The sequence below is a fragment of the Enterobacter sp. BIDMC109 genome, assembly GCF_001037885.1.
In the GTDB taxonomy this organism is placed as follows: Bacteria; Pseudomonadota; Gammaproteobacteria; order Enterobacterales; family Enterobacteriaceae; genus Enterobacter; species Enterobacter hormaechei_C.
Map to the genome: position 1 here is coordinate 1554390 of NZ_KQ090002.1, position 13451 is coordinate 1567840.

The window sequence follows — 13451 nt, forward strand, 5'->3', positions numbered from 1 at the left end:
GAGCTGGAGACGGGTGTGCGCCCCGACAAGTCATTAACCCCTTTTGAAATTCGGTTATACAAACATTATCGCGTGGTGCACGGTTGCCGCATTGCGCTGGCGTTTGTGTTGACCTTCGTACTGGTTCGTCTGCTGGATATCCCGGAAGGGACGTGGCCGCTGATCACGCTGGTGGTGGTGATGGGGCCGATCTCATTCTGGGGGAACGTGGTCCCGCGCGCTTTCGAACGCATAGGCGGCACCGTTTTAGGCTCAGCGCTTGGGCTTATCGCCCTGAAGCTGGAGCTGATTTCGTTTCCGGTCATGTTGCTGTGGTGCGCGGTGGCGATGTTTCTTTGTGGATGGCTGGCCCTCGGCAAGAAACCGTATCAGGCGCTGCTGATTGGCATTACGCTCGCGGTTGTGGTCGGCGCACCGGCGGGCGATATGACCACCGCATTGTGGCGAAGCGGGGATGTAATCCTCGGCTCGTTGCTCGCCATGCTGTTTACCGGCATCTGGCCGCAGCGCGCCTTCCTGCACTGGCGCATTCAGATGGCAAACTACGTCACGGCATTTAACCGGGTCTACCAGGCCGGGTTTTCGCCGAATCTGATTGAGCGCCCGCGTCTGGAAAAGCACCTGCAAAAAATCCTCAATGATGTGGTCAAAATGCGCGGGTTGATTACCCCGGCAAGCAAAGAAACCCATATCCAGAAAGCCATTTTTGAAGCTATTCAGACGGTCAGCCGTAATCTGGTCTGTATGCTTGAACTGCAAATCAATGCCCACTGGGCCTCACGCCCCAGCCATCTTCTGATGCTCAACGCGCATACGCTGAAAGAGACGCAGCAGATGACGCAACAAACCCTGCTGACCATCGCCCATGCGCTATATGAAGGTAACCCACAGCCGATACGGGCGAACAGCGAGCGGCTGAACGAAATCGTCGCCGAGCTTAAACAGCTGATGAATGAGCGCCAGGGAGACAATGTGGCGGAAACGCCCATCCATGGTTATGTCTGGCTGAGTATGGAGCTGGCGCGACAGCTGGAGTTGTTATCGCAGCTGATTTGCCGGGCACTGCGCAAATAAAAAGCGTATGTGATGCCTGCTGCTTCGATTCAGCAACAATTAGGGTTATGATGGTTTTAAACGATATACTCATTGTCATTCGCAGCCGCTGTCTGTTAAAACGGTTGCTTTAACGAATCCGAATCTCACATTATCAGGGGTGTAAAAATGGAAACTACCAAGCCTTCGTTCCAGGATGTTCTGGAGTTCGTCCGCCTGTTCCGCCGCAAAAACAAGCTACAGCGCGAAATCCAGGACGTAGAGAAGAAGATCCGTGACAACCAGAAACGTGTCCTGCTGCTGGACAACCTGAGCGACTACATCAAGCCTGGCATGAGCGTTGAAGCTATTCAGGGCATCATCGCCAGCATGAAGAGCGATTATGAAGATCGCGTTGATGACTACATCATCAAAAACGCTGAGCTGTCCAAAGAGCGTCGCGACATCTCCAAGAAGCTGAAAGTGATGGGCGAAATCAAAAACGTCGACGCTAAAGGCGAGTAATCGCACACTCTGTTGCCCGGTGGCGCTGCGCTTACCGGGCCTACAGGACTGTTATCACGTAGGTCGGGTAAGGTGAAGCCGCCACCCGACAATTTCACGAACGCAGAAAAGCAAAAAGCCTGCTCTAAAAGCAGGCTTTTTAAATTTGGCTCCTCTGACTGGACTCGAACCAGTGACATACGGATTAACAGTCCGCCGTTCTACCGACTGAACTACAGAGGAATCGTGTGAACGGGGCGCATATTATCGATGCGCCCTGAGGATGTCAAAGGGTGAATGCAGATTTTCAATCGTTTGCCGATTTATTCTCCACTTCGCACATTTGTCAGGCACTTGCCGTTTCCGAAACCTCCTGCTCCGGTTTTTTTCGCGGATATTTCCACAGCCAGCGCCCGCTCACCATGCGCCAGTAGAACAGCGCCCCGCGCACGGCCCAGTCAAGGAACATCCCCAGCCAGACGCCGACAACGCCCATACCCAACATTACCCCCAGCGTGTAGCCCGCCACAACGCGACAGCCCCACATGCCGAGCATGGAGACCCACATCGCAAACCGGGCATCGCGCGCCCCTTTCAGCCCGGCAGGAAGTACCCAGGACGCGGCCCAAATTGGCATAAACGCCGCGTTGAGCCAAATGAGCACCTTCACGACCTCCTTCACGTCATTTTCATGCGTATAGAACGAGGCCATCAGCCCGGCAAAAGGCGCAGTTCCCCACGCAATCGCCGTCAGTCCAATAGTTGAAAGCCAGAAGACGTGCCGAAGTTGCCGTTCCGCCTGCCCTATCTGCCCCTTTCCGAGACGTCTGCCGGTGATGATCGTCGACGCCGACCCCAGCGCGTTTCCCGGCAGGTTAATGAGTGAGGCGATGGAGAAGGCAATAAAGTTGCCGGCGATGACGTCTGTTCCCATCCCGGCAACAAACATCTGCGTCAGCAGTTTCCCACCGTTAAACAACACGGATTCGATGCTGGCCGGAATCCCGATCCCCATCACTTCCCAGATAATGGCGAAGTTAAGCGGACGGAAATAGCTTTTCAGCGTCAGGCGCAACGATGGCGTAATTCCCGCCATCAGTACGCCAATTATCGCCGCCGCACCAATATAGCGGGAAATGGTCAGCCCTAAACCCGCGCCGACAAAGCCCAGCCCCTCCCAGGAAAAGACGCCGTAAATCAAAACGCTGCTGATAATGATGTTCAGGATGTTCATGCCGCCGTTGATCAGCAGCGGAATTTTGGTATTTCCTGCTCCACGAAGCGCACCGCTACCAATCAGCGCGATGGCAGCCGCCGGATAACTCAGCACCGTCATTTCCAGGTAGGTGAGAGCCAGATCCTTCACCTCGCTGGTCGCTTCTCCCGCGACAATGTCGATAATTTCTTTGCCGTAATAATGGATAACCGCCGCAAGGATGATCGAAAAGAGGGTCATGATCATTAGCGACTGTCTGGCCGCTTCGCGAGCACGCTTCGGATCAAGCTTGCCCAGGCTAAACGCCACCACCACCGTCGTACCGAGATCGATAGCGGCAAAGAAGGACATCACAACCATATTGAAACTGTCCGCCAGCCCTACCCCGGCCATGGCTTCTTTACCGAGCCAGCTCACCAGAAAGGTGCTCAGCACCCCCATTAGCAGGACGCAGGTATTCTCCAGGAAAATAGGCACGGCAAGGGGGGTGATTTCACGCCAGAACAGAACTCGATAGCTCTTACGTTTTGCATACCAGGGCGTGCGCATAATCGCCTGGCGTAGGGGTGCGGTGACGTTCAAAATGGACCTTAGCGAGAAAGTTGAAACTCCATTTCAAATGATGGGGCAGAAATGCGTATCCTGCAAAGTATTTTCCATAAAATTATGTTTGGATTTACAACAAAATGACGACAGAATCATCAAACAAACGCTTTTGCCTGAGATCAGGTTTGACAAAAGTTTTTTCGCCGCTAAGATAAGCCTCCACAACGATTCCTCTGTAGTTCAGTCGGTAGAACGGCGGACTGTTAATCCGTATGTCACTGGTTCGAGTCCAGTCAGAGGAGCCAAATTTGAAAAGCCTGCTTTTAAAGCAGGCTTTTTGCTTTTCTGCGTTCGGTCAGTTTGTCGGGTGGCGCTCCGCTTACCCGACCTACGGAATCCCAGGCCGGGTGAGTGGGTCCTTGTTATCAGCGGAACGGTGGCTCATTGAAGGTGCGCAGCTTGCGGGAATGCAGTTTGTCGCCCTCTGCACGCAGTAAATCGATGGCGCGAATACCAATCTGAAGATGCTCTGAGATCGCCCCTTCGTAAAAACGGTTCGCCTGGCCCGGCAGTTTGATCTCGCCGTGCAGCGGTTTATCGGACACGCACAGCAGCGTGCCGTAAGGGACGCGGAAGCGATAGCCCTGCGCGGCAATGGTGGCGCTTTCCATATCGATTGCGACCGCACGGCTGAGATTGAAACGCAGGGCGGAGGCGGAATAGCGCAGCTCCCAGTTACGATCGTCGGTGGTGACGACCGTACCGGTACGCAGGCGCTGCTTCACCTCTTCACCCGGCATGCCGCTCACCTCTTTGGTGGCGTCGTACAGGGCGCGCTGCACTTCCGCGATACTCGGGATAGGAATATCCGGCGGCAGAACCGCGTCAAGGACATGGTCGTCACGCAAATAAGCGTGGGCGAGGACGTAATCGCCAATCAGCTGACTTTCACGCAGGCCGCCGCAGTGGCCGATCATCAGCCAGACGTCCGGGCGCAGTACCGCCAGATGGTCGCAGATGGTTTTCGCATTCGACGGGCCAACGCCGATGTTAATCAGCGTAATGCCCTGACCGTCGGCGGTGATCAGGTGCCAGGCTGGCATCTGGTGCTTTTTCCACGCCAGGTCGGAAATGGCCTCTTCCGGTGCTTCGGTTTCGGCGGTGATCCAGATCCCGCCCGCGCAGGAGAGGGCGATGTAAGGGCTGTCCGGGTCGAGGATCTGGCTACAGCCCCAGCGGACAAATTCGTCCACATAGCGGGTGTAATTGGTAAACAACACGAACGGCTGGAAATGTTCGGCTGGGGTGCCGGTGTAGTGGCGCAGGCGTGCCAGCGAGAAATCGACACGGCGGGCATCAAAGTGCGACAGCGGTGAAAACTCTGCCGGGTGATAGATCCCGTCCGCCGTCTCATCGCCAATCTGCGACAGCTCAGTGGTCGGGAAGTGGCGGGTCAGCCCCGCGCTCATGGAGCGATCCAGCGTCAGCGCCGAGCCGTCTATCACGTACGGGTAAGGGATCTCGTGCAGGGACGGCTCAACGCTGATATGCGCGCCGTAATCCTGATACAGCAGGGTAAGCTGCTCTTCCAGATAGGGGCGGAACAGCGCTGGTCGCGTGATGGTCGTGCTGTAACAGCCGGAGTGGGTGAAACGCGCATAGGCGCGGGTTTTTGGATTGCTGCTGGCGCTGCCGTCCCAGGTGACAGAGAGCGATGGATAAACAAAAAGGCCCTGGGTTCTGGCCTTTTCATCGGGAAGTTTCCCTGTTTCGATATAGTCACTGATGGCGCTGCGCAGTGCATTGACGGACTGTTCATACAGCGCGTCGAGTTTTTCCAGCGCCTGAGCCGGGGTCAGGCTGGAGCCCTTATTATTCATGTCTGTCTCCTTGTTCCACAGGTGTGCGGCTTTACCCGATAGTATGTCACACGCCTGTGAAACAAAAGTGAGGAGATCAACTGTGCGCGGTTTCCTTCATCAACAGGGCGGTGGCGGCAGAAAGCAGGCAACCCGCCAGCAGATAAATCGCCACGCTGTGCCAGTTACCGCCGGAAAACGTCACCAGCGCGGCGGCGATAAACGGTGTAAACCCGCCGCCGACCACGCTCGCCACCTGATACCCCACGCCCGCGCCGCTGTAACGGTAGCTTGCACCAAACAGCTCGGTAAACATTGGCTGCTGCACGCAGACCACCATATCGTGAGCGATGTTCGCAAGCATGATCGCGAAGAAGACAATCCAGAAGACCGACTGTGCCTCCAGCGCCATAAAGAACGGCCAGGCGCTGAGTGTGCCGATGAGTGCCCCGGTGATATACACCCGTCGACGGCCAAAGCGATCCGCCAGCCAGGCGAAGCAGGGGATGGTCAGGCAGCTGATCCCGCCCACCACCAGGCCAATATTCAGGAACAATTCCCGCGGCAGGCCGAGGTTTTGCGTGGAGTAGTTCAGGGCAAAGGCGGTGACGATATACATCGTCAGCAGTTCGCACAGGCGCAGGGCAATGATTTTCAGAAAAGCGCCAGGGTGCTGCACCAGCGCTTCCATCACCGGCAGCCGTTTTTTCGCGACCGGTTTTTCGCGCTGCTGCCGCTCAAACTCAGCCGACTCTTCCATGCCGTTACGGATCCACAGGGCCACCACGACCAGCACAATGCTGAAGATAAACGGAATACGCCAGCCCCAGCTCAGGAACTGCTCGTCTGTCGTGAGCTGGCTTATTATCGACACCAGGCCCGTGGAGAGCAGCAGACCCACGCCATAACCCACCTGCACGCCGCTGCTGTAAAACGCTTTCTTGTTCTTCGGCGCGCTTTCCACGGACAGCAATGCCGCGCCGCCCCATTCACCACCGACGGCAAAACCCTGAATGGCGCGCAGCGTCACCAGCAACACCGGGGCCCACCAGCCAATCGATGCGAAGGAGGGCAAAATACCGATCAGCGCGGTGGCAATGCCCATCATCCAGACGGTGAGCATCAGCATACGTTTCCGGCCAAGGCGATCGCCGAAGTGGCCGAAAATTATCCCGCCCAGCGGACGAAACAGAAAACCGACGCCGAAGGTGGCAAATGCAGCAAGCGTGCCCATGGCGGGGCTGATCTGGGGAAAGAATTCACGGTTAAAGACCAGCGCAGCGGTAATACCGTAGAGCAGAAAGTCATACCAGTCGACGACGGCGCCTGCGAAGCTACCTAAAGCGGCGCGGCGGGCGCGGTTAAGCGAAGGTGTCTCCTCGTTGCGGCGAGCGGAGATAAGGGTGGAGTCCATAGTTGTCCTGTCTGTACTGATTTTTAATTATTGGTATAAGAAAAGGTCACTCACATCACGGCCGTCATATTGACGGAATGTATGAGACTACCGCGACAGGCGGCCTGAGAAAACGTTTTTATCTTTCCTGAAAGCGCAGAATAAATAAATTTCATCTTATCGGGCGACAACATAAATCAGCCTGTTTGGCTCCGGTTAGGGCTGAATGGTTTACAGTAATAACGATCGCTGCGTGACGTAAGCTGAGGGTATAACGATGCAACGCCTCTTTCCTGCACTGTGGGTAGTCCTGTTTTTAGTCGTATCTCCGCTGCATGCGGAGCCGAAAGTCTATGGCGAACAGCGTATTCACCGCTGGTGGGATGCAGTAACGGACGATATTGCGCAAACCTGGGAACAGCCGGATCGTTACGATCTCTACCTTCCGTTTCTGAGCTGGCATGCTCGATTCATGTATGACAAAGAGAAAACGGACAACTACAACGAAATGCCGTGGGGCGGGGGGCTGGGCGTGTCCCGCTATAACGACGAGGGCAACTGGAGCGCGCTCTTTGCCATGATGTTCAAAGATTCACATAACGAATGGCAGCCTGCGATGGGCTACGGCTGGGAGAAGGGCTGGTATCTGGATAACGCAAAAGATTTCCGCCTGGGGCTGGGGGCCGCTGCGGGGATCACGGCACGCGACGACTTTGCCAACTATGTCCCGCTGCCGTTTATCTTCCCGCTTTTCTCTGCCGGATATAAGCGCGTCACCGTCCAGTTCACCTATATTCCGGGGACCTACAACAACGGCAACGTGCTGTTTGCCTGGCTGCGTCTGGGCTTTTAGAGGGTGATCACTTTTTTGGCCACTGCGTTGGACAGGATCAGCAGCGAAAACAGGACCGACGTAACAAACGTAAGCACAATCAGAGCAAGTTTGGTGCTCAGGGACGTCACCGGAATGAGCGCGGTCAGCAGGTGAAACACCGAGTAGTGCATAATATAGACCCCGGTCATGGTTTTGCTAATGGCGGCCAGCACGGACTCTTTAAACTCCGCATTGCGGCGAAAACGTACGCCGTTGGCCGCAATCACCAGGGCAATAATCAGAATGTAGATTTGCGATCCGGTGAGAATAAAGGCGTTTCTGTCTGCTTTAAATAGCGCAAAAAAGAAGTGCCGCTCGTAAAACCACGTGAAGAGATAAATAAACGGTATGGCGATGACCGCTGCCCTGACCACATTTTTGCGGCCGATCCACGCCGCGATCTGCGGATCGCAAAAGAGCTGCCCCGTCAGATAAAACAGCAGCCACGTCCACAGGCGATACTGCGGCGACAATGAAAGGACGTGGGCATCAGGATAGAGGGCTGACAGCAAATCGTACCCGTATGAGAAAAGCAGCAGGGCGGCAATCACCCCGCAAAAGAGCGTTCGTCGCTGGCTGAGCCACTCCACCACCGGGTGAAACGTGTAAATCACGATAAACGCGAACACGAACCAGGGTTGGATCAGATATCCGCGCTGATAGGGCTCCCACAGGTAGTAAATCGTTACCCAGAACAGAAAGACGATCACCAGGCTTTTGATCTTATCCAGCTGCCAGCGCGTGCCGTGTCGGGATTGTCCGTCCAGATACCCTGCCACCACAAAAAATAACGGCGTGGCGATGGTCGAAATGAAGGTTAAAAAACCGAGGATCCAGTGATAGTCATAATCGTAATGATCCCAGGTGTTGTAGATGGTGAAAAAGGTAACCGCCGTCATACACCCCAGCGTCTTGATGATATTCAGCCCTGTCGCATTCATTATTGTTCAGCTTTGTCCTTACGATGGAAACACGCGTAAATTACGGGGAGTACCAGCAGCGTCAGGATTGTAGCAAACCCAAGCCCAAACATAATCACAACGGCCATGCTCTGGAAGAACACATCCAGCAGCAGAGGGGCGAGGCCGAGTACGGTCGTAAAGGCGGTGAGCAGGATGGGACGCAGGCGCGACGTGGCGGCATAAACGATCGCACTGTGCTGATCCTGCTGCGCTTTCTGCTGTTCTATCTCTTCCACCAGCACAATGCCGTTGCGGATCAGCATCCCGCTCAGGCTCAGCAGGCCAATCAACGCCATAAAGCCAAAGGGGATGCCGGTAATTAAAAACCCCGGCGTCACGCCGATCAGCGCCAGCGGAACGGTCAGCCAGATGGCGACGGCGTTTTTCACCGAACTGAACATCAGCACCGTGATCACAAACATCACCAGATAGCCGAGCGGCAGCGTGGTAAATAGCCCCTGCTGCGCTTCGCTGGAGTTCTCCGCGTCACCGCCCCACTCAATGCTGTAGCCGTGGGGCAGGGGAAGGGCATCTATTTGCGGCTTCACGCGGGCGAGAATATCGCCGGAGGTTTGCTGGCTTAGCGGGTCAGGGTCGGTCTGCACGGTCAGCACGCGGGAGCGGTCACGGCGCAGGATCAGCGGATCTTCCCACTCCAGCGCGAAGCCGCTGATGACGTTGCTCAGCGGAATATACTGCTGCCGAGTCTGGCTCCAGACCAGAACGTTATTCAGGTGATTGGCGTCCAGCCGCTCGCTTTCCGGCGGGCGCACCACCACGGGCAACAGGTCGCTGCCTTCTCTGTACAGTCCTGCCCGACTGCCGGAGAAATTCATCTCCAGTGCGTTATCGACGTCCTGCTTATCCACGCCAAGCTCACGTCCCAGCGCGGTGACGTACTGCGGGCGGATCACTTTGCTGCGATTTTGCCAGTCGTTCCTGACGCTGTCCGTCGCCGGATCGCGCGTAAGGATGTTGTCTACCTGGCTGGCGATCAGACGCAGCCTGTCCGGATCGGGGCCTTTAATACGTATTTCAATGGCGCTGTCGCCGGAGGGGCCAAACATCACCCGCTTCGTGCTGGCGTTAACCTGCGGATAGTTCCGTGCGATGTATTCATCCATGTGGCGGGTCAGGGCGGGGATGTTACGCTGGTCGTCCATTCTCACCATAATTTGCGCATAGTTGCTGTACTGCCGCTGTCCGCTGTAGGTCAAAATAAATCGCATACTTCCCTGACCAATCGTCGAGACCGTAGTTTCCACGCCTGGCTGGCCGTTAATGGTTTTCTCGATATCACCGGTCATCTTCTCGGTCCAGTTAATGTCGGTACCGTAAGGGAGCCAGAGGTCGACAAAGAAAATTGGCGTACTGGAGGAGGGGAAGAAGTTCTGTCGCACCGAGCCAAAGCCCCAGATGGCGGCGGCCAGCAGTGCGGCCATCACTACCAGCGTTGGCGCTTTACGCCGTAACAGCGCGTTGAGCACACCCTGATAGATCCGATAGATGCGTTTGTCATAGGGATCCGTTTCGTCGGCCTTTGGCGGTGCAGCATCTCGTTTAAACAGCCACCACTTAATCAGCACTGGCGTAATGGTGAGGGCTGAGAACCAGCTCAGCATGAGCGAAATCAGCAGGACCTGAAACAGCGACTTACAGTATTCGCCGGTGGAATCCTGTGACAGCCCGACGGGCGCAAAGGCCAGGATGGCGATGACCGTTGCACCCAGCAGCGGCAGCGCAGAACGGCGAATAATGTCGCTAATGGCGTTCATCAGGGACGAGCCCTGCTGCCGGGCTACCAGTACCCCTTCGACAATAACAATGGCATTGTCGACCAGCATGCTGAGGGCGATGATCAGCGCACCCAGTGAAATGCGCTGTAGTTCAATACCCCAGAGATACATGATCAGCAGCGTGCCCAGCACGTTGAGGGCGAGGGAAAAGGCGATAATGATCCCGCTGCGTAAGCCCATAAAGATCAACAACACGCCGATGACAATCGCCAGCGCCATCAGGAAGTTAATGATAAATCCGTTAACGGAATGCCCGACCTCCGCCGCCTGATCGTAAAACAGGTCGATATGGATACCTGCCGGTTTCTCGGCTGACATCTGCTCTAGCTTCGCCTCCAGGGCATGTCCCACGTCGATCACGTTAACGCCGGGGATAAAGGAGACGCCCATGGTGACGGCTTTTCTGCCGTTGGCATGGTAGATGCTGGCAGGGGACGCATCCAGCCCGCGTGACAGGGTGGCAATATCCCGTAAGCGGGTAGCCGCCCCAACGCCGGGCGGGGTCACGATGAGATCGGCCAGCTCGTCAATACTTTCGAATTCACCGGTAGGATGCAGACGAATTGACTCGGTACCGGAGGGGATCTCTCCCGCGCTGGAGACCACGTTCAGCCTGCTGAGCTGGGCAGAAAGCTGGTTCAGCGTTATCCCGCGCGCGGCCATTTTGCTCAGAGAAATGTCCACGTTAATCTGCTGAGTGAGGGCTCCGCCGATGGCCACTTTGCCCACGCCTGGCACGAGGACCAACTCCCGGCGCAGCTGCTCGGCATACCGGACCAGTTCCGGATTGCTGAATTCATCTCCGGAAATGGTAAAGAAAAAGCCGAACACATCGCCAAAATCGTCATTCACAAACGGGGTCACTACGCCGGGTGGAAACTGTCTGGCGGCATCTCCCACCCGGCGACGCAGTTCATCCCAGATTTGCGGCAGTGCATTTGAGTGGTAGCGCGAGGCTATATTGACCGTGATCTGCGACAGGCCGCTGGAGGAGATGGAGCTGACGTTATCCAGATAAGGTAACTGCTGAAGCGCATTTTCCAGCGGCAGGGTGACCTCTTCCTCAACCTGCTGCGCCGACGCGCCCGGATATTGGGTGATCACCACCGCCGTTTTGATGGTAAACGCCGGATCTTCCAGTCTGCCAATGTTCAACAGGGCAATAATGCCGCCTACGCCCAGCAGCAAAATCGTCAGCCAGACGCGAACCGGGTTGCTGATAAACTGACGAGAGATATCCATTACAGTCCCCGTTCACGCGTCCAGATACGTACCGGCTGGTTGGGATGTAGCTCCCCAACGCCTGCGGCCACCACGCGTTCACCGGCCTTAAGCCCACCGACGATGACGACCCCCTCAGCGCTGACTTGCCCCACGCTGACCTTACGATCTTCAAGGTGCAACGTATCGCCTTCGCCCGTCACCACCCAGACATGTGGCTCATTGCGCGGGCGGTTATCCGGGTTAAAGACCGCTTCAACCGGCACTACCAGCGCCTCACTGCCCACACCAGCCGGAAGGTTGGTTAAATTGATGGTGACCGTTCCGCTGACGCCGCCCACGACGGGAAAATCATCCGGGCGGGGCATGGTTAAAATCACCTGCCAGGTCAATGTGTTGCTGTCGCTACTGCCTGAGTGCTCTTTGTACACAGCGGTAAACTCGCGACCGGGCAGGGCATTGATCCTCACTACCGGTTTGTACTGCGCATTGCGAATATCGAAGGTGTTAAACAGGTTCTCTGGAAGGCTGAACACCACGTCCAGCAGATCGGTACGGGTCAAAGTGACGACGGGCTGGCCGGCGGAGACGACCTGATGATTTCGCACATGGACGCTGGCCGCTGTCCCGCTAAAGGGGGCGACGAGCGTCATCTGGCTTAATTCTTCGCGCGCAATCTGTAGCGCGGCGTTTGCTGAATCGCGGTTGGCGCGCTGGACATCCATCTCGGCTTTCGACACGGCCTGGCGTCCCGCCAGGGTCTGGAAGCGGTCGAATTGCCGCTGAGCCAGGGTCGCCGCCGTTTGCCTGTCGTTCAGGCGCTGCCGGGCTTCACGGGCGTTGAGGCTGGCGAGTCGTTGCCCCTGTTTGACAATGGCACCCTGGCGAATGTCCAGGGTCTCAATCTGCCCGGCTCGTTTGAACGCGAGATCCGTGGCGTCGCCGGATTCAATACGGGCGGGAAACACGCGCTGCTGCGCGTTGCCGGCCTTGACCACCTCTGCGACTTTTACCATTTTCGGCAGGGGCGCGGCGCGGTCGGGTTTCGGATCGCACGCCGTCAGCAGCAATAAAACAGCAGGCAGAAGAGAGAGGTAGCGCTTCACAGTATTCCCCTGATAATAATTGTTTTATTTATTTCGTCATCAATGCTGGGGTGGCGCTATTCTGCCAGGGCCGAGACGACCACATAGGTAAATAAACCGATTGCTGTGCTGGCGATAATGGCGAGCGCAATAAACAAACCAAGGCGAATCAGGCTTAAACCGTACATGCATTCCTCCATGAGGTTGAAGGTGGCGCGGGATAAAGAGAATAAACGTGTTGCATGCCTGACTATGAGCATAGTCGGTGAATAAATAAATGTTAAATAACCATTATTAGTGGCGTGACATACTCAGGCGAAACAAGCGTTACGATGGTGTATCCCCTTTGAATAACATCCTGATATTCCTGTGCTACGTTTAATAGCATCCATTCCTTTTTTCCGTAAAAGGCATTCACGCCTGTACCCATGGGTTTGATGCGATCTCTCCTGATTCACTCACTGTTGTGTTGGTTATAAAAAGGATGCTTGATATGTATAAAACGATTATGGTGCCGGTGGATGTATACGAAACAGCATTGTCTGATAAAGCGCTACAGCATGCCCAATTCCTGGCGCAAAGCGCATCGGGTGATGTCCATCTGCTGTACGTTATGCCAAAGTTCTCGGCGGAACTGACCCGCGGTTTTATTGCAGACGCGAGAAAGATGGATGAATATATGATTAATAATGCTAAAGAAAAACTGGCTGCGCTGGTAAAAAAAATCAACCTGCCCGAAGCAAATGTCCATCTACATGTTCGCAGCGGGAATATACGTGATGAGGTAATCAAACTGGCGGATGAGCTTAACGTCGGTGCGATTATTGTGGGATCACGTAATCCAAATATTCAAACTCATTTATTAGGATCAGAGGCGGCGAGTATCGTTCGTTACGCGCATGTTCCTGTTTTCGTTATTCGTTAATGTCATGAAAGCAAGGTGATTTCTGAAAAGAACCTGAG

The 13451-nt window shown here is 55.5% G+C and carries 10 protein-coding genes and 2 tRNA genes; 5 read left to right on the forward strand and 7 right to left on the reverse strand.

The features are described from left to right. Positions 1-15: 15 nt before the first annotated feature. Positions 16-1074 (forward strand): FUSC family protein, encoded by a 1059-nt coding sequence (locus SK62_RS07285; RefSeq protein WP_017693112.1) that lies wholly within the window; start codon positions 16-18, stop codon positions 1072-1074. Between the two features lie 147 nt (positions 1075-1221). Next, positions 1222-1557 (forward strand): DUF496 family protein, encoded by a 336-nt coding sequence (locus SK62_RS07290; protein WP_000450410.1) that lies wholly within the window; start codon positions 1222-1224, stop codon positions 1555-1557. Positions 1558-1703: 146 nt separating this feature from the next. Here the strand turns inward: SK62_RS07290 and SK62_RS07295 are convergent. Continuing rightward, positions 1704-1779: transfer RNA gene (locus tag SK62_RS07295), tRNA-Asn, on the reverse strand. A gap of 103 nt (positions 1780-1882) precedes the next feature. Further along, the gene (gene emmdR, locus SK62_RS07300; RefSeq protein ID WP_023294986.1) at positions 1883-3301 is read right to left on the reverse strand and encodes a multidrug efflux MATE transporter EmmdR; all 1419 of its coding nucleotides are present in this window, start codon (positions 3299-3301) and stop codon (positions 1883-1885) included. Between the two features lie 226 nt (positions 3302-3527). Here emmdR and SK62_RS07305 point away from each other — a divergent pair. Beyond that, a tRNA-Asn gene (locus tag SK62_RS07305) sits at positions 3528-3603 on the forward strand. Between the two features lie 120 nt (positions 3604-3723). On the opposite strand, the gene SK62_RS07310 is transcribed toward SK62_RS07305, so the two are convergent. Both SK62_RS07310 and shiA read right to left on the reverse strand, forming a co-directional pair. Continuing rightward, on the reverse strand, positions 3724-5178 hold the full coding sequence (locus SK62_RS07310; RefSeq protein ID WP_015572404.1) for an AMP nucleosidase: 1455 nt from the start codon (positions 5176-5178) through the stop codon (positions 3724-3726). Between the two features lie 76 nt (positions 5179-5254). After that, positions 5255-6571: a shikimate transporter gene (gene shiA / locus SK62_RS07315; protein WP_039270453.1), complete on the reverse strand. Its 1317-nt coding sequence runs from the start codon at positions 6569-6571 to the stop codon at positions 5255-5257. 256 nt (positions 6572-6827) lie between these two features. On the opposite strand from shiA, the gene pagP reads away from it, so the two are divergent. Beyond that, entirely contained in the window at positions 6828-7403 is a 576-nt protein-coding gene (pagP, locus tag SK62_RS07320; RefSeq protein WP_003859516.1) for a lipid IV(A) palmitoyltransferase PagP, read from the forward strand. On the opposite strand, the gene SK62_RS07325 is transcribed toward pagP, so the two are convergent. From SK62_RS07325 to SK62_RS07335, 3 genes are read right to left on the reverse strand one after another with little or no spacing between them, the layout of a single operon-like run. Then, a complete protein-coding gene (locus SK62_RS07325; RefSeq protein WP_026080612.1) occupies positions 7400-8323 on the reverse strand; it encodes an acyltransferase in 924 nt (307 codons plus the stop codon). The genes pagP and SK62_RS07325 overlap by 4 nt on opposite strands. Before the next feature lie 41 nt (positions 8324-8364). Next, positions 8365-11424 (reverse strand): efflux RND transporter permease subunit, encoded by a 3060-nt coding sequence (locus SK62_RS07330; protein ID WP_047718260.1) that lies wholly within the window; start codon positions 11422-11424, stop codon positions 8365-8367. Then, complete coding sequence (locus SK62_RS07335) at positions 11424-12509, reverse strand: efflux RND transporter periplasmic adaptor subunit (RefSeq protein WP_045339064.1); 1086 nt, start codon at positions 12507-12509, stop codon at positions 11424-11426. The genes SK62_RS07330 and SK62_RS07335 overlap by 1 nt, the downstream gene beginning before the upstream one ends. 472 nt (positions 12510-12981) lie before the next feature. On the opposite strand from SK62_RS07335, the gene SK62_RS07340 reads away from it, so the two are divergent. Continuing rightward, positions 12982-13413, forward strand: coding sequence for a universal stress protein (locus SK62_RS07340; RefSeq protein ID WP_047718258.1), 432 nt, complete (start codon positions 12982-12984; stop codon positions 13411-13413). Positions 13414-13451: the final 38 nt, after the last annotated feature.

Excerpts from the sequence above, each read along its gene's own strand:
- SK62_RS07310 (WP_015572404.1), bottom strand. The coding sequence starts at position 5,178 with ATGAATAATAAGGGCTCCAGCCTGACCCCGGCTCAGGCGCTGGAAAAA.
- SK62_RS07330 (WP_047718260.1), bottom strand. The coding sequence starts at position 11,424 with ATGGATATCTCTCGTCAGTTTATCAGCAACCCGGTTCGCGTCTGGCTG.
- SK62_RS07325 (WP_026080612.1), bottom strand. The coding sequence starts at position 8,323 with ATGACGGCGGTTACCTTTTTCACCATCTACAACACCTGGGATCATTAC.
- SK62_RS07340 (WP_047718258.1), top strand. The coding sequence starts at position 12,982 with ATGTATAAAACGATTATGGTGCCGGTGGATGTATACGAAACAGCATTG.
- SK62_RS07290 (WP_000450410.1), top strand. The coding sequence starts at position 1,222 with ATGGAAACTACCAAGCCTTCGTTCCAGGATGTTCTGGAGTTCGTCCGC.
- shiA (WP_039270453.1), bottom strand. The coding sequence starts at position 6,571 with ATGGACTCCACCCTTATCTCCGCTCGCCGCAACGAGGAGACACCTTCG.
- emmdR (WP_023294986.1), bottom strand. The coding sequence starts at position 3,301 with ATGCGCACGCCCTGGTATGCAAAACGTAAGAGCTATCGAGTTCTGTTC.
- pagP (WP_003859516.1), top strand. The coding sequence starts at position 6,828 with ATGCAACGCCTCTTTCCTGCACTGTGGGTAGTCCTGTTTTTAGTCGTA.